At 67.6% G+C, this 21539-nt stretch carries 19 protein-coding genes; 12 read left to right on the top strand and 7 right to left on the bottom strand.

Features of this window, described 5'->3' with window-relative positions; all coding sequences use genetic code 11:
* Positions 1–276 precede the first annotated feature (276 nt).
* The 7 genes from mihF to metK all read left to right on the top strand — a co-directional run bounded on the left by mihF (position 277) and on the right by metK (position 6340).
* Complete coding sequence (gene mihF / locus BST15_RS03685; protein WP_003932123.1) at positions 277–594, top strand: integration host factor, actinobacterial type; 318 nt, start codon at positions 277–279, stop codon at positions 592–594.
* Positions 595–601: 7 nt separating this feature from the next.
* Positions 602–1204: a guanylate kinase gene (gene gmk, locus BST15_RS03680; protein WP_046188023.1), complete on the top strand. Its 603-nt coding sequence runs from the start codon at positions 602–604 to the stop codon at positions 1202–1204.
* Between the two features lie 68 nt (positions 1205–1272).
* Positions 1273–1593 (top strand): DNA-directed RNA polymerase subunit omega, encoded by a 321-nt coding sequence (gene rpoZ / locus BST15_RS03675; protein ID WP_046188024.1) that lies wholly within the window; start codon positions 1273–1275, stop codon positions 1591–1593.
* A gap of 27 nt (positions 1594–1620) precedes the next feature.
* On the top strand, positions 1621–2868 hold the full coding sequence (gene coaBC, locus BST15_RS03670) for a bifunctional phosphopantothenoylcysteine decarboxylase/phosphopantothenate--cysteine ligase CoaBC (RefSeq protein ID WP_046188025.1): 1248 nt from the start codon (positions 1621–1623) through the stop codon (positions 2866–2868).
* Positions 2869–2961: 93 nt separating this feature from the next.
* Positions 2962–4320 (top strand): hydroxysqualene dehydroxylase HpnE, encoded by a 1359-nt coding sequence (gene hpnE, locus BST15_RS03665; RefSeq protein WP_046188026.1) that lies wholly within the window; start codon positions 2962–2964, stop codon positions 4318–4320.
* Positions 4317–4931 carry a TetR/AcrR family transcriptional regulator gene (locus BST15_RS03660; RefSeq protein WP_046188027.1) on the top strand — a complete coding sequence of 205 codons (615 nt, stop codon included), beginning with the start codon at positions 4317–4319 and terminating at the stop codon, positions 4929–4931. The genes hpnE and BST15_RS03660 overlap by 4 nt, the downstream gene beginning before the upstream one ends.
* 197 nt (positions 4932–5128) lie before the next feature.
* Positions 5129–6340 carry a methionine adenosyltransferase gene (gene metK, locus BST15_RS03655; protein WP_046188028.1) on the top strand — a complete coding sequence of 404 codons (1212 nt, stop codon included), beginning with the start codon at positions 5129–5131 and terminating at the stop codon, positions 6338–6340.
* 83 nt (positions 6341–6423) lie between these two features.
* Here metK and BST15_RS03650 read toward each other — a convergent pair whose 3' ends face one another.
* The 3 genes from BST15_RS03650 to BST15_RS03640 all read right to left on the bottom strand — a co-directional run bounded on the left by BST15_RS03650 (position 6424) and on the right by BST15_RS03640 (position 9310).
* On the bottom strand, positions 6424–7917 hold the full coding sequence (locus BST15_RS03650) for a flavin-containing monooxygenase (RefSeq protein WP_046188072.1): 1494 nt from the start codon (positions 7915–7917) through the stop codon (positions 6424–6426).
* A 75-nt stretch (positions 7918–7992) separates the two neighbouring features.
* Positions 7993–8379, bottom strand: a complete 387-nt coding sequence (locus BST15_RS03645; protein WP_046188073.1) for a VOC family protein — start codon at positions 8377–8379, stop codon at positions 7993–7995.
* Positions 8380–8383: 4 nt separating this feature from the next.
* Complete coding sequence (locus BST15_RS03640; protein WP_046188029.1) at positions 8384–9310, bottom strand: alpha/beta hydrolase; 927 nt, start codon at positions 9308–9310, stop codon at positions 8384–8386.
* Between BST15_RS03640 and BST15_RS03635 the strand changes: the two genes are divergently transcribed.
* A complete protein-coding gene (locus BST15_RS03635) occupies positions 9309–10031 on the top strand; it encodes a lysoplasmalogenase (RefSeq protein WP_046188074.1) in 723 nt (240 codons plus the stop codon). The genes BST15_RS03640 and BST15_RS03635 overlap by 2 nt on opposite strands.
* A 14-nt stretch (positions 10032–10045) precedes the next feature.
* On the opposite strand, the gene BST15_RS03630 is transcribed toward BST15_RS03635, so the two are convergent.
* Entirely contained in the window at positions 10046–11404 is a 1359-nt protein-coding gene (locus tag BST15_RS03630; protein ID WP_046188030.1) for an alpha/beta fold hydrolase, read from the bottom strand.
* Positions 11405–11579: 175 nt separating this feature from the next.
* On the opposite strand from BST15_RS03630, the gene BST15_RS03625 reads away from it, so the two are divergent.
* Positions 11580–13523 carry a primosomal protein N' gene (locus BST15_RS03625; protein ID WP_046188075.1) on the top strand — a complete coding sequence of 648 codons (1944 nt, stop codon included), beginning with the start codon at positions 11580–11582 and terminating at the stop codon, positions 13521–13523.
* A gap of 21 nt (positions 13524–13544) precedes the next feature.
* Here BST15_RS03625 and BST15_RS03620 read toward each other — a convergent pair whose 3' ends face one another.
* The 3 genes from BST15_RS03620 to BST15_RS03610 form a co-directional block, all read right to left on the bottom strand.
* Complete coding sequence (locus BST15_RS03620) at positions 13545–14411, bottom strand: universal stress protein (RefSeq protein WP_046188031.1); 867 nt, start codon at positions 14409–14411, stop codon at positions 13545–13547.
* Between the two features lie 8 nt (positions 14412–14419).
* Positions 14420–15403 carry an Acg family FMN-binding oxidoreductase gene (locus BST15_RS03615; protein ID WP_046188032.1) on the bottom strand — a complete coding sequence of 328 codons (984 nt, stop codon included), beginning with the start codon at positions 15401–15403 and terminating at the stop codon, positions 14420–14422.
* A 129-nt stretch (positions 15404–15532) separates the two neighbouring features.
* Positions 15533–16321: a DUF732 domain-containing protein gene (locus BST15_RS03610; protein WP_234708198.1), complete on the bottom strand. Its 789-nt coding sequence runs from the start codon at positions 16319–16321 to the stop codon at positions 15533–15535.
* A 602-nt stretch (positions 16322–16923) separates the two neighbouring features.
* Between BST15_RS03610 and BST15_RS03605 the strand changes: the two genes are divergently transcribed.
* From BST15_RS03605 to BST15_RS03595, 3 genes are all read left to right on the top strand, one after another.
* Complete coding sequence (locus tag BST15_RS03605) at positions 16924–18966, top strand: erythromycin esterase family protein (RefSeq protein ID WP_046188033.1); 2043 nt, start codon at positions 16924–16926, stop codon at positions 18964–18966.
* A 143-nt stretch (positions 18967–19109) separates the two neighbouring features.
* Positions 19110–19994 (top strand): universal stress protein, encoded by an 885-nt coding sequence (locus BST15_RS03600; RefSeq protein WP_046188034.1) that lies wholly within the window; start codon positions 19110–19112, stop codon positions 19992–19994.
* Between the two features lie 71 nt (positions 19995–20065).
* A complete protein-coding gene (locus BST15_RS03595) occupies positions 20066–21520 on the top strand; it encodes a bifunctional aminoglycoside phosphotransferase/ATP-binding protein (RefSeq protein WP_052751367.1) in 1455 nt (484 codons plus the stop codon).
* The last annotated feature ends 19 nt before the right edge of the window (positions 21521–21539 follow it).

The raw sequence follows: 21539 nt of genomic DNA, 5'->3' as shown, positions 1-21539 counted from the left end.
AGGCCCGGCAAAATCGATCAAAAGGCTAGTTCAGGACGGCTTTTCGGGCAGCGCACGAGAGCCTGCGGCTCGCCGGGCGGCGCAGATTGAACGCGGCGGGCACGGGTCGGAGCGTGCCGCGTCGCGACCCCATACGCTGGGCATTTGTAGCCGTAAACGGGGGGGTGGGGTTAGATTTCGTCAGACGGCGTGGGTACGGTCGTCGTCTCTGGCCGAAGTACCTGGCCGGGACAAGGAAAACATCGACGTTGTCGATGATGACGAGACGGAGGAATCGTGGCCCTTCCCCAGTTGACCGACGAACAGCGCGCCGCCGCGTTGGAGAAGGCAGCGGCCGCACGTCGGGCCCGAGCGGAGCTCAAGGACCGGCTCAAGCGTGGCGGCACCAACCTCAAGCAGGTGCTCAAGGACGCCGAGACCGATGAGGTCCTGGGCAAGATGAAGGTGTCTGCTCTGCTGGAGGCGTTGCCCAAGGTCGGCAAGGTCAAGGCGCAGGAGATCATGACCGAGCTGGAGATCGCCCCCACCCGCCGGTTGCGCGGCCTGGGCGACCGGCAGCGCAAGGCGCTGCTGGAGAAGTTCGACTTCTCCTGACCCGGCAGTGAGAACCGGTGGAGGACCGGGCAGCGGGCACGCGGGACGCGTTGTGGTGCTGTCCGGTCCATCCGCGGTCGGTAAGTCGAGTGTGGTCCGGTGCCTGCGAGAGCGGGTACCGGACCTGTATTTCAGTGTGTCGGCCACCACCCGGGCACCCCGGCCCGGGGAGGTGGACGGCGTCGACTACCGCTTTGTCACCCCGGCGGAATTCGATCGGCTGATCGCCGACGATGCGCTGCTGGAGTGGGCCGACATCCATGGCGGGCTGCAGCGCTCAGGCACCCCCGCGGAGCCGGTCGCAGAGGCCACCCGCGCTGGTCGGCCCGTTCTGATAGAGGTTGATCTGGCCGGCGCCAGGGCCATCAAGAAGGCGCTGCCGGAGGCCCTCACGGTGTTTTTGGCCCCGCCGGACTGGGAGACGCTGGAGGCCAGGCTGGCCGGTCGTGGCACCGAAACCGAAGAGGTCATGCAGCGTCGCCTGGCCACCGCACGGACCGAATTGGCGGCACAGGGAGACTTCGACACCGTCGTGGTGAACAGTCGATTGGAAACCGCCTGCTCAGAATTGGTATCCTTGCTGGTGGATACCGCACCGGGCGCGGTCTGATTTACCCGGATGAACACATAACAGGCGTGACCCGCCCCGCCAGATGAGCTTTTAGGAGATTGTCCTACGTGAGTACCTCGCAGATCGACTCGGCCGTGGCGACCGACGCCGACGATTTCGACCCGGCGTCGATCGGCGGCTACGACACGCCACTCGGCATCACCAACCCGCCCATCGACGAGCTGCTCCAGCGTGCGTCGAGCAAGTACGCCCTGGTGATCTACGCAGCCAAGCGAGCGCGGCAGATCAACGACTACTACAACCAGCTCGGGGAGGGCATCCTCGAGTACGTCGGGCCGCTGGTCGAGCCCGGCCTGCAGGAGAAGCCGCTGTCGATCGCACTGCGTGAGATCCACGGCGACCTGCTCGAATACACCGAAGGCGAGTAGCCGAGCCGGGCAGGACGGGGCATACCGGTGGGCCAGAAGCGGGTCGTCGTCGGTGTCGCCGGAGGCATCGCCGCTTACAAGGCGTGCACCGTGGTCCGGCAGCTGGCCGAGGCCGGTCACTCGGTACGTGTGGTTCCCACCGAGTCCGCGCTGCGGTTCGTCGGCGCGGCCACCTTCGAGGCGTTATCAGGCCAGCCGGTGCACACCGGCGTCTTTGAGGACGTGCCCGGCGTGCCCCATGTCGCGCTGGGCCAACAGGCCGACCTGGTGGTGGTGGCACCGGCCACCGCCGATCTGTTGGCCCGTGCGGTGTCCGGGCGTGCTGACGACCTGCTGACCGCCACGCTGCTGACTGCCCGCTGTCCGGTGCTGTTCGCTCCGGCGATGCACACCGAGATGTGGCAGCATCCGGCGACGGTCGCCAATGTCGCGATGTTGCGCCAGCGCGGCGCGGTCGTGCTCGAACCCGCGTCCGGCCGTTTGACCGGGGCCGACACCGGCGCCGGCCGGCTGCCCGAAGCCGAGGAGATCAATACCTTCGCGGCACTTCTGCTGGAGCGGGCCGACGCGCTGCCGCATGACCTGGCCGGGCAGAAGGTCCTGGTGACCGCGGGCGGTACGCGTGAGCCCATCGACCCGGTCCGATTCATCGGCAACCGCAGTTCTGGCAAGCAGGGGTATGCCGTGGCCCGGGTGGCGGCCCAGCGTGGCGCCGAGGTGACCCTGATCGCCGCGCACACGGCGGGGCTGATCGATCCGGCCGGCGTTCACGTGGTCAACGTCAGCTCTGCCCAGCAATTGCATGACGCGGTGGTCAAGCACGCCCCGGAGGCCCACGTTCTGGTGATGGCTGCCGCGGTCGCCGACTTCCGCCCGGTGCGCGTGGCGCAGGCCAAGATCAAGAAGAACCCGGGCGATGAGCAGGCGCCGACCATCGACCTGGTCCGCAACGAGGACGTCCTGGCCGGTGCGGTGCGGGCCCGCACGGACGGGCAGCTGCCCAATATGCGGGCGATCGTGGGCTTCGCGGCAGAGACCGGTGATGAGAACGGCGACGTGTTGTTCCACGCCCGCGCGAAGCTGCGCCGCAAGGGGTGTGACCTGTTGGTGGTCAATGCCGTCGGGGATGGGCGGGCGTTCGAGGTCGACCACAACGACGGGTGGCTGCTGGCTGCCGACGGAACCGAGTCCGCCCTGGAGTCGGGCTCCAAGACGTTGATGGCCAGCCGCATCGTGGACGCGATCGCGGCTTTCCTTGACGGCGCCCGCGGCTGACGCGGCCCCACCATTGCAGCATCACGGGATCGTTGACCGGTCGCGCTGGCTGGGCTAACTTTCAGATCGTAAGTTAGCCGAGAGGGGCCGGGTGTGGACGACCGACGGTATGTGGTGATCGGCGGTGGCCTGGCGGGGCTGGCCTCGGCGGTCTGGTTGGCCGAGGCGGGCAAGCGGGTGACCCTGCTGGAGCGGCGCGGACGGCTTGGGGGACGCACCCAGGCGATGCAGGTCCCCGGGATTGCCGACGTCGCCGACAACGGCCAGCATGTGGTCGCCAGCGGCTATGACCACCTCTTCCGGTACCTGACCAGTGTCGGCACCCGCTCGATGGTGGAGTTCCCGACCGGCGGCACATTGCGCTGGCCCGGCGGCGCCAGCACCCGGATGGTGACCCGCGGATTGGGTGCGCTGCGGACGCTGTTCGGCCCGCACCCCGACGCCGGCCTGCTCGACCGGCTGCGGACCGCGGCGGCCACATTACGTCTGACCGGTGAGGCGTTGTTTCAGCCCGCTGATCTGCGCGATCTCAGCACGGATCAGTGGCTGCGCCGCGTCGGTATGCCCGCCCGAGCCCGCGAGGCGGTGTGGGACTGGCTCGCGCTCGGAATCGCCGCCGAACCGGTGGATCGGGGTTCGGCGAAGGTCTTTGCCGATGTCCTTGCCACCGGGATCCGGCTCGGCCTGCGTCACCGCAGTGCGGTGACGATCGGCTATCCCACCACCGACCTGGACACGCTCTACATCTCCGGTGCCCTCGAGGTGTTCGACCGGCTGGGCGTCGACGTCCGCTACCGCACGGTGGCCCGGCGAATCATTGTGAAAGACAACGCCGTTTGTGCAGTGCAGTTGGCGGACGGCACCGAGGTGGCGGCCGACGCCGTGGTGTGTGCGGTGCCGAACTCGAACATCTCAGGTCTGCTGGACGATCTGCCCGAGCATGCCGAGATCTACGCTGCCGCCGAAAAACTGCACTACACGCCCATCGTGAGCACCAATCTGTACCTGGACCGGCCATTGGGTACCGAGGCGGCGATGGAATCGGTGATCGGCGGCACGGGCGTCATCGATGAGGTATTCGACCGGCAGCGGATGCAGGGCCGAGACCCCGACGGCGCCTGGCTGTACTGCTTGACCACCAGTGGCGCCTACGAGCAGATCCACCGGTCCAATGAGCAGATCGTGGCCGAGCAGATGGAGATGCTGCGTCGCTACTACCCGGCCGCTGCCGAGGCCACCGTGGTGGCCGCGCAGGTGGTCAAGATGCCCAAGGCCACGTTCTCCCAGGTGGTGGGCACCGATGGGCTTCGCCCCGACCAGCGCACCTCGGTGCCGAGCCTGGTGCTCGCCGGCGACTGGACCCGTACTGACTGGTCGGCGACCATGGAGAGCGCCGCGCAGAGTGCGGCTCGCGCGGTCGAGCTACTGCTCAACCTGCCGGCGTCCACATGAACACCCAAGCAGAGCCGAAGCGCCGGATGTCGGCGCACGAACGGCGGGAACAGCTGCTCGACCACGCCCGCGACATCGTCGCAGCCGACGGCTTTGCGGCGGTGACCATCGACAGGGTGGCGCGTGCCGCGCAGGTCACACGCCCTGTCGTCTATCAGAATTTCGGCGATCTGGCCGGCCTGATGTCGGCCTTGCTGGACCGTGAATCGGGGATCGCCTTCGCGGGAATGCGCAGCGTCGAGGGCCCGCCCGCCGAAGACCCCGATGCGATCGGCCGGGGCATTCTGGCCTATTTGCACGCGGCGCCGACCAGCTGGCGAATCATATTGAGCCCACCCGCCGGAGCGCCGCCGCAACTGCGCGCCCGCACGGAAATGGGCCGTCGCTATGCCCGGAACATCGCCGCGGGGCGGCTTTCGCGGCTGGCGGGTCACCCGATCGAGGCCGACGGCGTGACGATGCGCTTGCTGCTGTCCGCCGTGGAAGAACTGGCCCTGCTGCATCTCACCGATCCGAGTGCCCATCCCGACGAGCTGGTGTTGAGTTATCTGCGCTCGCTCGTGGGCTGGGCGCTCCGGGTCGAGACGGCGTCAGCTGGGGCGGGACGGTAGAGTAGGCGCTCGCAGGGCCGAGTCGTCCAGGTTTCTCTCGTGGGGGAAGTTGTCGAGAATCTCCTGGGCGCGGGGCAGCACAGCCAGCACCCGGCCCGTGGCACGGGGGTGGGCACCGGGCTGCCAGGCTCTCCCGAAGACCGCATCGCTATATTTGCCCGAGCCAACTTTGGATCGATTACCCGGAAGGCGACATTGTGAGCGAAAAGGGACGGCTGTTCACCAGTGAGTCGGTGACCGAGGGCCACCCCGACAAGATCTGTGACGCCATCAGCGACTCGGTGCTCGACGCACTGCTTGCCGATGACCCCCGCTCCCGGGTTGCGGTGGAGACCTTGGTCACCACCGGCCAGGTTCACGTAGTCGGTGAGGTCACGACCAGCGCCCGCGAGGCGTTCGCCAACATCACCAACACCGTCCGCGAGCGGATCCTCGAGATCGGCTACGACTCGTCGGACAAGGGTTTCGACGGTGAGACCTGCGGTGTCAACATCGGCATCGGGGCCCAGTCACCCGACATCGCCCAGGGTGTCGACACCGCCCACGAGGCCCGCGTCGAGGGCGCGGCCGACCCGCTGGACTCCCAGGGCGCCGGCGACCAGGGCCTGATGTTCGGCTACGCGATCGCGGACACCCCGGAATTGATGCCGCTGCCCATCGCGCTGGCCCACCGGCTGTCGCGGAAGCTGACCGAGGTCCGCAAGAACGGCACGCTGGATTACCTGCGCCCGGACGGCAAGACCCAGGTCACCATCGAGTACGAAGACGACGTTCCGACCCGGCTGGACACCGTGGTGATCTCCACCCAGCACGCCGACGGGATCGACCTGGTCAACACCCTGGACCCCGACCTGCGCGAGCACGTCATCTCCACGGTGCTCGCTGAGCTTGCGCACGAGACCCTGGACTCCTCGTCCACCCGCGTGCTGATCAACCCGACCGGCAAGTTCGTAGTCGGCGGCCCGATGGGCGACGCCGGCCTGACCGGCCGAAAGATCATCGTCGACACCTACGGCGGCTGGGCTCGCCACGGCGGCGGCGCCTTCTCCGGTAAGGACCCGTCGAAGGTGGACCGCTCGGCCGCCTACGCGATGCGCTGGGTCGCCAAGAACATCGTCGCCGCGGGCCTGGCGCAGCGCGTCGAGGTGCAGGTGGCCTACGCCATCGGCAAGGCAGCCCCTGTCGGCCTGTTCATCGAGACCTTCGGCACCGCCACCGTCGACCCGGTCAAGATCGAGAAGATCGTGCCCGAGGTCTTCGACCTGCGCCCCGGCGCGATCGTGCGTGACCTGGACCTGCTGCGGCCCATCTACGCACCAACCGCGGCGTACGGTCACTTCGGCCGCACCGACATCGAGCTGCCGTGGGAGCAGCTCGACAAGGTCGACGACCTCAAGCGCGCCATCTAACTCCGACCGGCCGCCGCCGAGCGTGAAGGCAGCTTCACGCTCGGCGCCGGGCGTGAACCCAGCTTCACGCCCGCGCGAGAAACTCAGGCGCTGAACCGGTAGTCGTCAAGATCAAAGCGTCGGCTGCGCCAAAACGCCTCCACCGTGGTGGTGGGCCGCAACGGGACGTCGCCGTTCTTGTCGAAGTAGTAGCTGTTGGCCAGCGTGCAACTGTCCTGCCAAAACACCTGCCGGTGCCGCTTGCTCATCATCTCGGCGAAGTAGCGGGCGTTGGCGGCTTCGGAGATCTCCACGCGGGTCGCCCCACGGCCGCGGGCCCGCTTGAGGCAGCGGACGATGTGGTGGGTCTGCGCTTCGACCAGCGCGAAATACGACGACCCTACGTAGCCGTAGGGGCCGAACACGCTGAACATATTGGGGAATCCGGGGATGCTGACACCCTCATAGGCCTGCAGCCGGTGTTCGTCCCAGAACTGGTGCAGCGTCTGGCCGCCGACCCCCGTGACCCGGAATGTCGGCAGGTTGTCGCTGTCCATCACCTTGAATCCGGTCGCCAGAATCAGCACGTCGACATCGTGGGCCGTTCCGTCGGCGGTGACCACCCCGTTGGGGGTGATCCGGTCGATCGGGTCGACCACCAGGTGCACGTTATCGCGGTTGAACGTCGACAGGTAGGTGTTGTGGAAGCCGGGACGCTTGCATCCGACGGCGTAGCGCGGCGTGAGTTTCTCGCGCAGGTCGGGGTCGTGCACCTGCCGGCGCAGATACGACCGTCCCGCCTTTTCCATCTGCTTGGCCAGCGGAAAAACCGTGAAGTACTGCGCCGCAATGGGGAAGGTCGCCTCGACGTAGGCCTGGCTGGCCAGGCGCTGCAGTGCCTTGCCGCCGGGAAGGCGCATGGCCCAGCGCATCGGTGCCGCCAGCGGTAGGTCGAGCTTCGGGAAGCACCAGATGGGGGTCCGCTGAAAGACTTTGAGCGAGGACACCTTTGGTGCGATCTCCGGGATGACTTGAACGGCGGAGGCTCCGGTGCCGATCACCGCCACGCGCTTGCCGGTCAGGTCCTGCGCATGGTCCCACCGGGCGGTGTGAATCGTCACTCCGGCGAACGTCTCCACCCCGGCGATGTCGGGCAGATTCGGGGTGGTCAGCACCCCGCTGGCGTTGATCACGAATCGCGCACTGACCTCGCGGCGCTCATCGTGGCACTCCGTCAGCACCCGCCACCAGCCGTGCTCTTCGTCGAACCGTGTCGACAGCACTGTGGTGCCGAACCGGATTCGCGAGCGCAGCCCGTACTTGTCGACACAGTGTTCGGCATAGGCCTTCAGTTCCCGGCCGGGCGCATAGGTGCGCGACCAGTTCGGGCTCTGCTCAAAGGAGAACTGGTAGGAAAACGACGGAATGTCCACGGCGATACCCGGATAGGTGTTCCAGTGCCAGGTACCGCCGACGCCGTCCCCGGCTTCGATGATGAGATAGTCCGTCATGGCGGCCCGGTCGAGGGCGATCGCCGCCCCTATCCCGGAGAATCCGGCCCCGATGATCAGAATCTCGTGGTCGGGTCCCTCGGTCACGCTCTGCTCCTCACCGCCGCCGCCGCCGTCGATCGAGGTCGACGCTAGCGCGACCACCGGCGGATCGGGGTGCTGTTAGGGCAAATCCTGGGTCGGCAGACGCCACGGTGGAGTGCGGCGGGCCGTACCCGCCCGAAACAGGCACAGCCGGTGGCCATCGGGATCACGCAGCCGGGCCTCCCGCCACAGCCAGGGCATGTCGGTGGGGGACTGGGTGAATTCCACGGCATCCCGCAGCCGCTGGTACTGCTGGTCCAGATCGTCGGCTTCGAAGTAGATCGTCACCTGCTCACCGGCCGGGACGTCGCTGACGCGCTCCACCGAGAAGGTGCTGTCGCCGGAAGGGCATTCGAACCGTAGATAGTCATCCGTCTTGACGATCAACCGCAGACCCAGCAGCCAGTAGAACCGTTCGGCGCGGTCCAGGTCGGTGCTGCCGATGGTGATCTGGTTCAGCCGCATCGCATCAGCCCAGAGCATCGCGCAGGGCGGCCAGTCCCAAGTCGGCGGCCTCGGTGGCTGCCGGGATCACCCCGGCGTAGCCCAGATACCCGTGAACGAGGGTCTCGGCATTGTGCACCTGCACCGGCACTCCGGCGGCGGCCAGCAGCTCGCCGTAGCGGATGCCGTCATCGCGCAGCGGGTCATGGCCGGCCACCGCGATATAGGCCGGAGGCAGGTCGGCCAGGTTTGCCGCGCGAGCGGGGGCCAGCGTCGCAGGCGGATCGCTGAGATCGAGGTGCCCGGCGTAGGCCAGCGTCAACGCGGCGATCGCGTCGCTGTCGATGATCGGCGCGTGGGCGTTCTCGGTGAACGACGCCAAGCTGCCGTCGTAGGTGGTCGCCGGGTACCACAGCAGCTGGAACGCGATCGAGGGCCCACCGGCGTCGCGAGCCAGCTGGGAAACCACTGCGGCCAGGTTTCCGCCGGCCGAGTCCCCGGCCACCGCCAGCCTGTTCGGATCGACGCCCAGCTCGGCGGCGTGCGCGGCCACCCACTCGGTGGCCGCCAACGCGTCCTCGACGGCGGCGGGGAAGGGGTGCTCAGGGGCCAGCCGGTAGTCCACCGACACCACCACCGCTCCCACGTCGCCGGCATGCATCCGGGCCGTGCCGTCGTGGGTGTCGAGGTCACCGGCGACGAAGCCGCCGCCGTGGAAGAAGACCACGACCGGCGCGGCCCCGGAGTCGGTGCCTGCCGGGCGGTAGATGCGGATGGCCAGGTCACCACCGGGGCCGTCGATCACCCTGTCTTCGCTGGGCAGCTCCGGGTGTACCGGCCGCCGCGGCAGGTCGCGCATCGTGCGCCGCGCCGCCTCGGCACCGTTATCCAGTGTCAATCGGAACGGGATGGCGTCCAGTACCTTCAGCACTATGGGATCGATTGCTGGCATAGAAACACCGTACGCAACCCGGCGTGTCTTTATCGCCTGGGCGGCTGCGGGATGGCTGGGAGTGGCCTACGGCCTCTTCTTGACGGTGGTGGCGTTGCGTTCGGGGCCAGGAGCGGAGCTGACGGGGCAGTGGATCGGTCAGCCGGCGTTCAAGGCGGCCATGGCCGTGCTGCTGGCGTTCGCCGCGGCCGCACATCCAATCCTGCGGGAGGCCCGCTGGCTGATCCCGGCACTGATCCTGTCGGCAACGGGTGACTGGTTGCTGGCGATCCCGTGGTGGGAGCCCTCCTTCGTCGCGGGTCTGACGGCTTTCCTGTTGGCGCATCTGTGTTTTCTCGGCGCACTGCTCCCGCTGGCCGCGGTGACGCGTGGCGGGCTCGTCGGAGTGGGCGTGGTCTGCGTCAGCTGCTTGGCCATGCTGGCCTGGCTCTGGCCCGGAATGGCCCGTGAAGGGATGACTGTGCCCGTGGCGGTGTATGTCGCGGTGCTTGCAGCGATGGTGTGCGCGGCACTGCTGGCGAAGCTGCCCACGCCCTGGACCGCGGTCGGTGCGGTGTGCTTTGCGGTGTCGGACTCGATGATCGCGATCAGCAAGTTCGTATTGGGCAACGAGATGCTCGCGGTGCCGGTCTGGTGGACCTACGCGGCAGCGGTGATGCTGATCACGGCCGGCTTCTTCTTCGGCCGGTCGCGCAGTGCTGAAGCGGCGCAGCAGGACTGAGGTTCGCGGCACGCTCAGTGTCGGTGACCGCCGGTCCCGGGGCGCAACCTTTCGGGATCGAAGGCGGGCAGGCGCAGGCGGTGCGGTGCGGTCATGTGGTGTCTGGCCAGCGCATCGCCGTGCCCCGAGGCGATGTCGCCGATGCTGAAGAGGGATTCGCCGGCGGGATCGAAGTAGGAGCTGTGGCCGGTCATCGGCAACGCCACCCCGGGCGATTCCGCTTTGAATCGGGTGGACCCGTAGCCGTCGGTGGCGGGATCGGCACCGAGCCCGACCGTCGCCGACGTCCCGGGTACCGGCAGTTGTGGTTGCCCGCCGAAGCCGGTGATCGGATCCGCCGACGCGGCCCCGACGTACACGTGCCCTCCGGACGGAAGGTGAAAGTCGCTGGCGTTGTGCGCCAGATCGGTCCCCGGCGATCCGACCAGCACCACGTCGTCGGCGCGCATCCCCGCCGACGCCGCCGCGTCCGCCACCGTCGTCGAGCCGTATGAGTGGCCGATCACGGTGACGTGGGTGGGGCCGATGTGCGACATGGCCACAGCGGTGACATCCGCGGCCAGAAGCCGGCCGCCGGCCCGCGCAGCGGCCGGCTGCGCCACCGCGGGATCGACCAGGCTGTCGGGGGTGCGGTAACCCATCCACACAATGACCGAATTGGTGCGGTCGGGGTCGGCCTGAACCACCTCGCGGTAGATGTTGCGGCCATCGGGGGACGCGAGATAGCCCCCTCGGACGCTGCTGCGCACACCGGGAACCAGAAACGTGGTGTTGTCGGCGGTGTCGGGGTCCCCGATGGCGATCGCGGCCCGGCCACGGCCCTCGAAGGCGGCCGGCTCGTAGGTGAGTAGCAGCACCGGCTCCGCGTCGTCGGAGCCGTTGGCGGCCAGGCCGTCACGGACCTGCAGCGCGTTGCGGTAGCGCACCATCTCGTCGGTGCTGATCGCCGACGTGGCGCACTCGACGCGACGTAGATCGTCAGCCAGCGCCTGCCGGTTGAGCCGGTCGCGCATCCGGGCCGACAGTGCGTAGCCGCCGCGAACCGATCGCAGCAGGGTCGCCTGGCGCCGGCTGTCGGCGACGGCGTCAGCGATCACCCGGTAGCTCTCGCGGGCCTTGGCGGCCATAAAGATCTGCGCTTGACGGGCAGCGGTCGGGGTGTCCCACCCGAGTGGTCGTCGACGATCCAGCGCGTCACGGATCTGGGCATGGATGTCCTCGAGCCGTCGACCGCCGGAGCGGACGACCTCGGCGGATTCGCGTATCGCGGCGGCAAGCACGAGATCGGATCTCGCCGACAGCTGTAGCCGCGCGGCCAGGTCGGCTTCCCCGCCCAGTGCTGCGAGCGCGGCTGCCCCGTGCTGTTCGCGCATACCGCTGCAAGCTAGATCAGTCAGGTGAGGCGCGTCTGCGCCGATACACAGCTGTGGTCCGCCGGATGACCCGGACGGCGGCGTCTGCTAGACCTGCGTGGTGAGCGTCGACGGCGGAGAGGGGAATCGGGAACCGGCCCTTGGCCCCGATGACCCGGTGGCGCGGGTGCTGCCGATGCTGTCGGTACCGCACCTGGACCGCGAATTCGACTATCTGGTGACACCCGAGCAGTCCGAGGACGCCCGGCCCGGAACGCGGGTGCGGGTGCGCTTCCACGGCCGACTGGTCGATGCTTTCGTGCTGGAGCGGCGCGCCGACACCGACCACGTGGGCCGGCTGGGCCGGCTGGAACGGGTGGTCTCGGCAGAGCCGGTACTGACCGATGAGGTACGTCGGCTGGTGGAGGCGGTGGCAGCGCGGTATGCGGGAACCCGGCCCGACGTGCTGCGATTGGCGGTACCGCCGCGGCATGCGCGGGTGGAGCGCGAAGTGACCGCAAGCCCCGCCCTGCCGGTCATTGCGCCCGTCGACCCATCGGGGTGGCGACAGTACGGGGCGGGCGCGGCATGGTTGGCTGCGCTCGGCGAAGGTCGGGCCGCTCGTGCCGTGTGGCAGGTGGCCCCGGGTGATTCGTGGACCGAGAGGTTCGTCGACGCAGCGGCCCAGACGATCCGCGCTGGACGCACAGCGCTGGCCATCGTGCCCGACCAGCGTGACGTCGACGCGCTGTGGCGGGCGGTGACGGCCCGGATCGACGAGGAAGCGGTCGTCGCATTGTCGGCGGGCCTGGGGCCGGCCATGCGATACCGGCGCTGGCTGGCGGTGCTGCGTGGTGGAGCACGGATGGTCATTGGAACGCGCAGCGCGGTGTTCGCCCCGCTGGCCGATCTGGGTCTGGTGATGGTCTGGGACGACGGGGACGATTCGCTGGCCGAACCGCGCGCGCCCTACCCGCATGCGCGCGAGGTCGCGATGCTGCGGGCGCACCTGGCGGGCTGTGCGGCACTGATCGGCGGATATGCCCGCACCGCGGAGGCGCACGCCCTGGTACGCAGTGGTTGGGCACACGATGTGGTGGCGCCCAGGGCAGTGCTGCGCGGTGCCGCTCCCCGCGTGATGGCCCTCGACGACACCGGATATGCCGAGCAGCGCGACGCCGCGGCACGCAGCGCCCGGTTGCCGACGATCGCCATGCAGAGTGCGCGCAGTGCCCTTGCCGCCGGTGCTCCGGTGCTGGTGCAGGTGCCCCGGCGGGGTTATGTCCCTTCCCTGGCATGTGGGCGGTGCCGCACCATCGCTCGCTGCCGCCATTGCACCGGGCCGCTGTCGTTGCCGGAGCGGGGTCGTTCGGCGGTCTGTCGCTGGTGCGGTCGGGCCGATCCCGCCCTGCGGTGTGCGCGTTGCGGGTCCGATGCGGTGCGGGCGGTGGTGATCGGCGCTCGGCGTACCGCCGAGGAGCTCGGCCGAGCCTTCTCGGGCGTCCCGGTGGTCACCTCCGCGGGAGACACCATCGTGGACCGTATCCAGGACGGCCCGGCTTTGGTCATCGCCACACCCGGTGCCGAACCCGACGCTCCGCAGGGATACGGTGCGGCGCTGTTGCTGGACAGTTGGGCATTGTTGGGTCGCCAGGATCTGCGAGCGGCCGAGGACACCCTCCGTCGCTGGATGGCCGCGGCGGCCCTGGTGCGCAACCGCGAATCGGGCGGTCTGGTGACGGTGGTCGCCGAATCGTCGATCCCGACGGTGCAGGCCCTCATCCGCTGGGACCCGGTCGGCCACGCCGAAGCCGAACTGGACACCCGAACTGAGGTGGGACTACCGCCGGCGGTGCACATTGCGGCCCTCGACGGTGACTCCGAGTCCGTGACGACGCTGCTGGAACAGGCGCGGTTGCCGGCCGGTGCAGATGTGCTCGGCCCGGTGCCGCTGCCTCCGGGGGTGCGGCGGCCAGCCGGTGTGCCCGAACAGCTGGACGTGATCCGGATGCTGGTTCGGGTGACTCGCGAGCACGGTCTGGCGCTGGCGGCCGCGCTTCGCCACAGCATCGGGGTACTCAGCGCGCGGGGAACTCACCACCCGGTGCGGGTCCAGATCGATCCGCTCCACATCGGCTGACGGTTGCTGGGTCCCCGGCGATCACAACCATTCGCGCCGCTCGCAGGTCAGCACGGTACAACCGGCAGCCTCCAGCGATGCACGCGCAGCGACACCCAGCAGTTCGTCCAGGGGGCCGGGTCGTCGCGGGTCGACGACGATCAGTTGGAGGGGCGTCGCATGGCGTTGTAGCTGCTCAAGGTAGTTGAGCAGGTCGTGATGGCCGCTGACGACCTCGATGTCGAGCCCGGGCTCTGTGGCTTGCCAGTGGTCTATGCGGCGTTCGATGTCCGCGACGGTGTGCGGGTCCAGTGGTGCGGTCGCATATCCGGACGTGCGACGGTGGAGGTTCCGCAAGATGAAGACGTGCAGGGGCGCACTGCGAAGGCATGCCTCGGTGACACCGAGCTCCAGCACTGCGTCGGCGGCTGAAGAGTTATCCACCACCGCCAATACCGGTTCGATTCCACGAGTGCTGGGATGGCGAGTCCGGGGCACGACCGCTACCGGGCAAGGCGATGAAGCCAGCAGCGCTGACCAGGTGGTACCGATGCGACCGCGCGCGATGTGACGGATTCCGATGGAGCCCACGCACACCATGGCCGCCGACCGGGAGGCTTCCAGCAATGCCGTGACCGCGCGGCACCGCACGATCTCGGTCTCCACCTGGATGGGTGATTCCAGGTCTTGTATCAGCGAAATCGCCTTGGCCACTGCCCTTTCGGCGGCGGCGAAGTCCGCCTCCTGATCGCTGGACCCGGGGCTGTGTTCGTCGATCGCATACAGCAGGCGCAGCGGAATCTGATGGTGCACGGCCTCGTCGACGGCCCACATCGCGGCCTGCAACGCCGCGCGGGAAGCGTCGAGACCGACGACTACACGAGGGGGTGAGCAGCGCGACCCGACCATGGCCGGTCCTATCTGCCGCGGATGGTCAGTACGTCATCGAGCGGACGCCGCGCGGTACGCCTCTGCTGCTCGTCGGAGGCGGGCGCCTGACCGATCCGCACGAGAACCTGGGGAATGGCGTTGCTGTTGACCAGCGTTTCGACAATGTCGCGGGCCACCTGCACTTCGGTGAGATGTGTCAGCGGGCAGGACGCCAAACCCGCCATGGTGGACTCCAGCAATACCGCAGAGAGCTCCTCGCCGGCAGCCAACGCGTCGGCGCGGTCATCGGTCGTGGTGGACACCACCACGACCGTCGCCATGTCCTCGCCGATCTGGGTGCGGCGCTCGGGGTGATGCGGCGTGGGAAAGCGGCGACCGACAGCCACGCGCTCGTCTTCGGCGGCCGAAGCCAACGCGTCGTAGGGAATACCGTCAGAGGACGCGAATGGCACTGCCCACCGGTGCAATTCGGCATGGTATGCGGAGTCGTAGAGGCGCAGAGACTCGGAGAACCGCGACGCCTGCGCCAGTCGAGGGCGGGTGCTCTCGGGCAGCACGTCGAGCCGGGCCCCGTACTCTCTGACACGGCTGCGCAGTACGGGCTCGAACGAATCCCAGTCCGGGGGCGGATTCAGCGGCAACCTGTCACTGCGACGTGCCCAGATCGCTTCGGCGCGACGGCGGTGGCCGTCGGTGACATAGCTCATCGGCGAGAACTGGATCGACGCGAGATGGTCGGGATCGTTGGGGTTGGGGAATCGCTCGACGTTGCACGCCAGACCGTCCGCGGCCAGTGCGACGCGCAGGTGATCCAGCGTCGCGCCGCAGCCTATGACGGCCTCCCGGCCGGCACGATCGGACGGCAGCACGCGGTTGCGGTCCAGATACAGCTGGAGTTCATCGGTGTCCAGCACCCAGCGCCACGGTTGGATGTTGTGTATCGACGGGGCGCGGGAGGCGGTCCAGACCGCATCCCGGATCGTTGTGGTTTCTACAAACGAGGCAGCCATTTGTCGGCCTCCGGTCTCTCCCTGTCGTACATCGTGGTGTCAACCCGAGTCCGGCGATAGGGCCGTAGGTCCTCGGCCTGGGCGCGACCGAGGGCGGCGATCAGCGGCGTGGGTAGTGGATCTGACAGCTCACCAGGGAACGAGCTGGATCATTCCCGGTGGCCGCGGCCCACTCGGTGGTGGCTCGGGCGGCAGGACCTGCGGTGGCTCAGGCGGCAGGACCTGAGGTGGCTCGGGCGGGCCGTCACCTCCGCGACCGCCGCCGGGGCCGCCGCCCTCGGCGGCCCCGCCCGGTTGCGGCCCGGTGTCGGGAGGTTCGGCCTGCGGTACAGGTGGCGGCTGCTGCGGTGGTGGAGGTTGGACTCGCGGGGGCGAAGGTGGCCGCTGTGGCACCGGGCGTTTTGTGACCGCCCGGGGAGTATGCGGAATTTTCGCCTTCGGCGCCTTGGGCGACGGAACAACCGGGGGCTGGGGTTGGGACAGGTCGCCGGTGGCCGCTGTGCCGAGCGACAATCCGGCTGCTGTGCCCGCAGCGCGCCCTGAGCCAGGGCCCGGCGCGGTCATGGTGCGGTAGCCCGCCACGGCGAACAACTGCGCTGGTCTGGGTGGGGGTCCGGCCGACATCGACATCAGCGAAGCGATCTTGTTGTTATCGCCTGGGCAGTAGACCTCGACCGCAGCCGCGATGAAACGGCTCATGGTCGCCGAGACGCGCGCCGGCTGGTTCTGCAGGAGTGGATCCATGTGGTACGCGTCATTCTTCAGGCCATCCAATATGTTGGCGGCGGGCATTCCGTCATCGAGTTCGCGGCAGACGGTGTGGCCGGCGGCAACGACAGTCGCGACGTTCTCAAGGGCGGGGATCTGTTTACTTTGTAGGACGGCCAGAAATTGATCGTCCTGATTCGGATCTGCCATGGCAATGTTGAACTGCTGCAGTGAAATGCTCGCCGCTATAGTCGCGGCTACCGTAATTCCGGGGTGGATCACCCTGGAGATAATCATGAACGGGTCTCCGTTCTCTATGGGCCATGCCCACCGCCGACCAACGACGAGGAAGGCTGCCGCCACCTTGTGCTCGCCTCGACAATTGCCCGGTGGTTAAGGGTGGTTTGAACAGCGCTGCGTCTCCACCAGACTGTTTCTTTGCTGTGCGAGTGCTCTCCGGTGCCTGACCGACGTCAAGGGTGCTTGCTGCGATATGACATGTGCTGTGCCTCCGTGGAAGGGGCGGTGGCTGTCGACTCGGCAGCTGCCGTATCCGAAGTGATAAGGCTATTGCACCACCGGATTTGGCCCCGCCGCAAGAGTTTGCGGACGGCATTCTCTGGGGCGGCCTCTTTCGGGCGGATGGGGAGATATCGGTGCCGATAGGCCGGCATCGCGTTCCGGCAACGCGAGGCGACGGACGTCCCCAAGATTCGGGACTTCCGCCCTCTTTCGCTATGGGGCATCCGGGGGTGGAATGGATGATTATCTCGTCGTCGATCACAGGGAGACGACATCATGAGGGAACCGTGATGGCCGGCGCGGCCGAGGTCAGCGAGCCGCCGCGACGGATTTTTCGTGACCGCAGTGAGGCGGGTCAGGTCTTAGCCGGCCTGCTCACGGCCTATCGCGATCGTGACGACGTGTTGGTACTCGGCTTGGCGCGCGGCGGGATACCCGTCGCCTGGGAAGTCGCTTCAGCGCTCCGGGCTCCGTTGGACGCATTCATCGTGCGCAAACTGGGCGCTCCCGGCCACGAAGAGCTGGCAATGGGAGCATTGGCCAGCGGTGGCCGCATCGTCGTCAATGACGATCTGGTGCGCGACCTTCGGATTACCCCGCAACAACTGCGCGACGTGGCCGAACGGGAAAGCAAGGAATTGGTCCGCCGGGAGGCGGCCTATCGCGGTGGCCGCCCACCCTTGGAGGTGGCCGGCCGAACCGTCATCGTGGTGGACGACGGACTGGCCACCGGTGCCAGCATGCTCGCGGCGGTGCAGGCCCTGCGGGATGCCGAGCCGGCACACCTGGTGCTCGCGGTGCCAGCGGCTCCCGAGTCCACCTGTAGAGAGTTTGCGGGCCTCGTCGACAACATGGTGTGTGCGACTATGCCAACACCGTTTCACGCTGTCGGGGAATCTTTTTGGGACTTCAGTCAGGTCACCGATGACGAGGTCCGCCGATACCTGAACACCCCGACCGCCGTGGCGCCGGCCCGCAGCCAGTCACTGCCGGCTGCCGAGGACGTCATCGGTCGATCAGCGGTTCGCGCCCCAGCCGGCGTACCGCCACCGGATGCGCTGGAAGAGTTGATCGGCGACGCCCGCATTGTGTTGATCGGCGAAAGCTCGCACGGCACCCACGAGTTCTACGCGGCGCGGGCCGAGATCACGAAGTGGCTGATAGGGGAGAAGGGCTTCTGCGCGGTTGCTGCGGAGGCAGACTGGCCGGACGCCTACCGGGTCAACCGCTATGTCCGAGGTCTTGGCGACGACCAGGTTGCCGATGAGGCCCTGAGCGGATTCGAGCGGTTCCCGGCGTGGATGTGGAGCAATGTGGTGGTTCGTGACTTCGTCGACTGGCTCTACGCCCATAACCAAGAGTGCAGTTCAGCGGGCCAGCGCCACACCGGCTTCTATGGCCTTGACCTGTACAGCCTCCATCGCTCTATGCACGAAGTGGTCGCCTACCTCGATACTGTTGATCCGGCCGCGGCCGAACGGGCCCGCACTCGTTACGCGTGCTTCGATCACGCCTCGGCCGACGACGGTCAGGCCTACGGATACGGTGCCGCATTCGGAGCGGGTCCGTCGTGCGAGCGTGAAGCGATCTCGCAATTGGTGGACCTGCAGCGCAACGCTTTGAGCTATGCCCAGCAGGACGGGACGGTGGCCCAGGACGAGCTGTTCGACGCAGTGCAGAACGCCCAAACCGTGCGCAGTGCAGAGGAGTACTACCGCACCATGTTCAGCGGGCGGGTCACCTCGTGGAACCTGCGTGACAGGCATATGGCGCAGACTCTCGATGCGCTGCTGATCCAGCTGGACCGGGGACGTGATCCAGCCGCGCCGGCGCGAATTGTGGTGTGGGCACACAACTCACACGTCGGTGATGGTAGGGCGACGGAGATGTCCGGCGACGGTCAGCTGACCCTCGGTCAGCTTGTTCGCGAGAGCCATGGCGCCCAGGCGCGTCTCATTGGGTTCAGCACCTACGCCGGTACCGTCACCGCGGCCAGCGAATGGGGTGGTCCAACTCAACGCAAGAGTGTCCGCCCCGCCCTCGAGGGCAGTCTCGAGGATCTCTTGCATGCCACCGGCAGGGATGCGTTCCTGGTGACGATGCCCACCGGTTCACCGTCCAGCAGTCCGTTGGACCAGGTGCGGTTGAGCCGGGCCGTCGGTGTGATCTATCGGCCCGCGACCGAAAGACACAGCCACTACTTCCACATCCGGCCGGCCGACCTCTTCGATGCGATCATCCATATCGATCAGACCCGGGCGGTGGAACCGCTGGACGTGACCAGCCTGTGGCTCGCCGGGCAGACGCCGGAGACCTACCCGACCGGTCTCTAGCGGCGACGATCGATCCGTGCCGCAGGGGCCAATGGCACCGGTGTTGAGGCCCAATGACTCCTGCGAATCATCGGAGTTCGCAGTAACTTCGCAGTTGAGCCGACTGACCTCTCGGCCGGCCGAGATGATGGGAGGGCCGCACGATGTCACCTGCGGGCACGGCACGCGGAATCGTAGTGGCGGTTGACGGGTCGGCTGAGTCTGACGCAGCGGTGGCATGGGCCACGCACGAGGCGATCATGCGCCACATGCCGATCACGTTGCTGCATGTGGTGACACCCTTGGAGACCGGATGGCCGCCCGGGCCGGTGCGTGAGGGAATTCCGGTGTGGCAGGCCGACGAGGCGACGAGGGTCCTCGCCCAGTCACGTGCGGTAGTCGAGTCCAGCCGGGGGGAGGGCGTGTCGCCCGAGGTCCACACCGAGATGGCCTACGCACAGGTGACCTCGACGTTGATTGACGCCACCAAGCGCAGCTGGATGACGGTCACCGGCTCGACGGGCCTCGGCTCGATCGGCCGTCTGTTGTTGGGCTCGGTGAGCACAAGCCTGATTCACCATGGATATGGCCGGATCGCGGTGGTTGGCGCTGACCGCGCCGGCACGAAGGGCGCGCCGGTGGTCGTCGGTATCGACGGTTCCCCGGTTTCGGAGCGGGCAACGGCACTGGCATTTGATGAAGCCTCGCGTCGCGCAGCGCCGTTGGTGGCACTGCACGCCTGGAGCGATGTGGGCGTCATGCCGATCCTCAACATGGACCGGTCCGGCTATGAAGTCCAGGGGCACGAGTTGCTCGCCGAGAGGCTCGCCGGCTACCAGGAGCAGTATCCGGACGTGACGGTCGAGCGGCGGGTGGTGTGCGAGCAGCCTGCGCGCTGGTTGATCGAGGCTGCCGAGAGCGCGCAGCTCGTGGTTGTCGGCAGCCATGGCCGTGGTGGTTTCGCCGGCCAATTGCTGGGTTCGGTCAGTTCGGCCGTCGTGCACGGTGCGAGAACTCCAGTGATCGTTGTCCGCCCGGACCCGAGCTGACAGTGCCGGAAAAACCGGTGGTCGGTTCGCAGTTCCCCGACCCGGTACCACCAGAGGGCATGGCGTCCACCATGCCTTACGTCGCGGCCTATGAAACGCACTCCGGGGTGGTGATCTTGGCCGGCGATCGGGCCTATAAAGCCAAGAAGCCGGTACAGACCGACTTCCTCGACTTCCGGACTGCCGAGCAGCGTGAGGAGGCGTGCGCGCGAGAAGTCGCCCTTAACAGTCGACTTGCGCCCGACAGCTATTTCGGGGTCGGTCATTTCAGCGGCGACTCCGGCGCAGCTCCCGAACCCATTGTTGTGATGCGGCGCTACCACGACGATGATCGGCTTGCCTCATTGGTGACGCGCGGCGAAAACGTCGAACCCGTGCTCGACAGGATCGCCGAGGTGCTGGCCGACTTCCATGACCGAGCTGAACGTAGCCGGCGGATCAGCATGCTGGGCAAGCCCTACGCGATACACCAACGGTGGACCGACAACTTTCCGACCTTGCACCGTCATATCGGCGCGGCCGTGCCGGCCGAATCCGTGCGGCGGGTGGAAAGCCTTGCCGCCGAGTATCTGGCTGGCCGGGCACCGTTGTTCGCAGGGCGTGTCGAAGAAGGCTGCATCGTCGATGGCCATGCCGACCTGCTCGCCGACGACATCTTCTGGGTGGACAACCACCCGGTGTTGCTCGACTGCCTGGAATTCACCGATGAGCTTCGCTTCCTGGACCGCATCGATGATGCCGCGTTTCTTGCGATGGATCTGGAGTTCCTCGGCCGCACCGACCTGAGTGACTATTTCCTGAACCGCTACGTGGCGTATTCGCGTGACAACGCGCCGTCATCGCTGCGCGACTTCTATATCGCCTACCGCGCGACGGTGCGGGCCAAAGTCGACTGTGTGCAGCTGACCCAGGGAAAGCCGGGGGCCGCCGCGGCAGCGGCTCGCCACCTGTCCATTGCCGTCAGTCATCTTGAGGCCGGAGCGGTGCGGCTGGCGCTTGTCGGTGGTGGTCCCGGATCCGGAAAGTCGACCCTTGCCCTCGCGCTCGCCGAACAGGTGGGTGCAGTGGTGATTTCGACCGACGATGTGCGCAAGGAACTGCTTGGCTCCGGCCATCTGAGCGGGGAGCCAGGTGCGCTGGGAACAGGATTGTATTCAGCGGCCAACGTCGCGGCCGTCTATCGCGAGGTCCTGCGGCGAGCGGGACTGTTCCTGGGCAATGGGCAGTCAGTGATTCTGGACGGTACGTGGCGTGATGCGAAGGCGCGTGCCGAGGCGCGCAGGCTGGCTGCCGACCGACTGGCTCCGATCGCCGAGATCCATTGCGTCGTAGCGGATGGCGTTGCCGCGGAGCGCATCAGAAGCCGGGCGCCGGGCAATTCCGACGCGACGCCACAGCTGGCCGCCGCTTTGACTGCTGAGGGCTTCGACTGGGACACCGCGCAGCGTATCGATACCGCGATGCCGCTCCTGGAGTGCGTTCGAGCAGCACAAGAACTGTGGCGCGATGTGATTTCGCATCGGTGACGACGCTGTCACCGCGCCC

It is taken from the genome of Mycolicibacter arupensis, from assembly GCF_002086515.1.
Taxonomy (GTDB): Bacteria; Actinomycetota; Actinomycetes; order Mycobacteriales; family Mycobacteriaceae; genus Mycobacterium; species Mycobacterium arupense.
This window is presented reverse-complemented; position numbering and strand designations above follow the sequence as displayed.

Bases quoted from the DNA above. Each gene is read 5' to 3' on its own strand.
- BST15_RS03660 (WP_046188027.1), top strand. From the start codon at position 4,317: ATGAACACCCAAGCAGAGCCGAAGCGCCGGATGTCGGCGCACGAACGG.
- BST15_RS03645 (WP_046188073.1), bottom strand. From the start codon at position 8,379: ATGCGGCTGAACCAGATCACCATCGGCAGCACCGACCTGGACCGCGCC.
- BST15_RS03640 (WP_046188029.1), bottom strand. From the start codon at position 9,310: ATGCCAGCAATCGATCCCATAGTGCTGAAGGTACTGGACGCCATCCCG.
- BST15_RS03630 (WP_046188030.1), bottom strand. From the start codon at position 11,404: ATGCGCGAACAGCACGGGGCAGCCGCGCTCGCAGCACTGGGCGGGGAA.
- BST15_RS03625 (WP_046188075.1), top strand. From the start codon at position 11,580: ATGCTGTCGGTACCGCACCTGGACCGCGAATTCGACTATCTGGTGACA.
- BST15_RS03620 (WP_046188031.1), bottom strand. From the start codon at position 14,411: ATGGTCGGGTCGCGCTGCTCACCCCCTCGTGTAGTCGTCGGTCTCGAC.
- BST15_RS03615 (WP_046188032.1), bottom strand. From the start codon at position 15,403: ATGGCTGCCTCGTTTGTAGAAACCACAACGATCCGGGATGCGGTCTGG.
- BST15_RS03610 (WP_234708198.1), bottom strand. From the start codon at position 16,321: ATGGCAGATCCGAATCAGGACGATCAATTTCTGGCCGTCCTACAAAGT.
- BST15_RS03605 (WP_046188033.1), top strand. From the start codon at position 16,924: ATGGCCGGCGCGGCCGAGGTCAGCGAGCCGCCGCGACGGATTTTTCGT.
- BST15_RS03600 (WP_046188034.1), top strand. From the start codon at position 19,110: ATGTCACCTGCGGGCACGGCACGCGGAATCGTAGTGGCGGTTGACGGG.
- BST15_RS03595 (WP_052751367.1), top strand. From the start codon at position 20,066: ATGCCTTACGTCGCGGCCTATGAAACGCACTCCGGGGTGGTGATCTTG.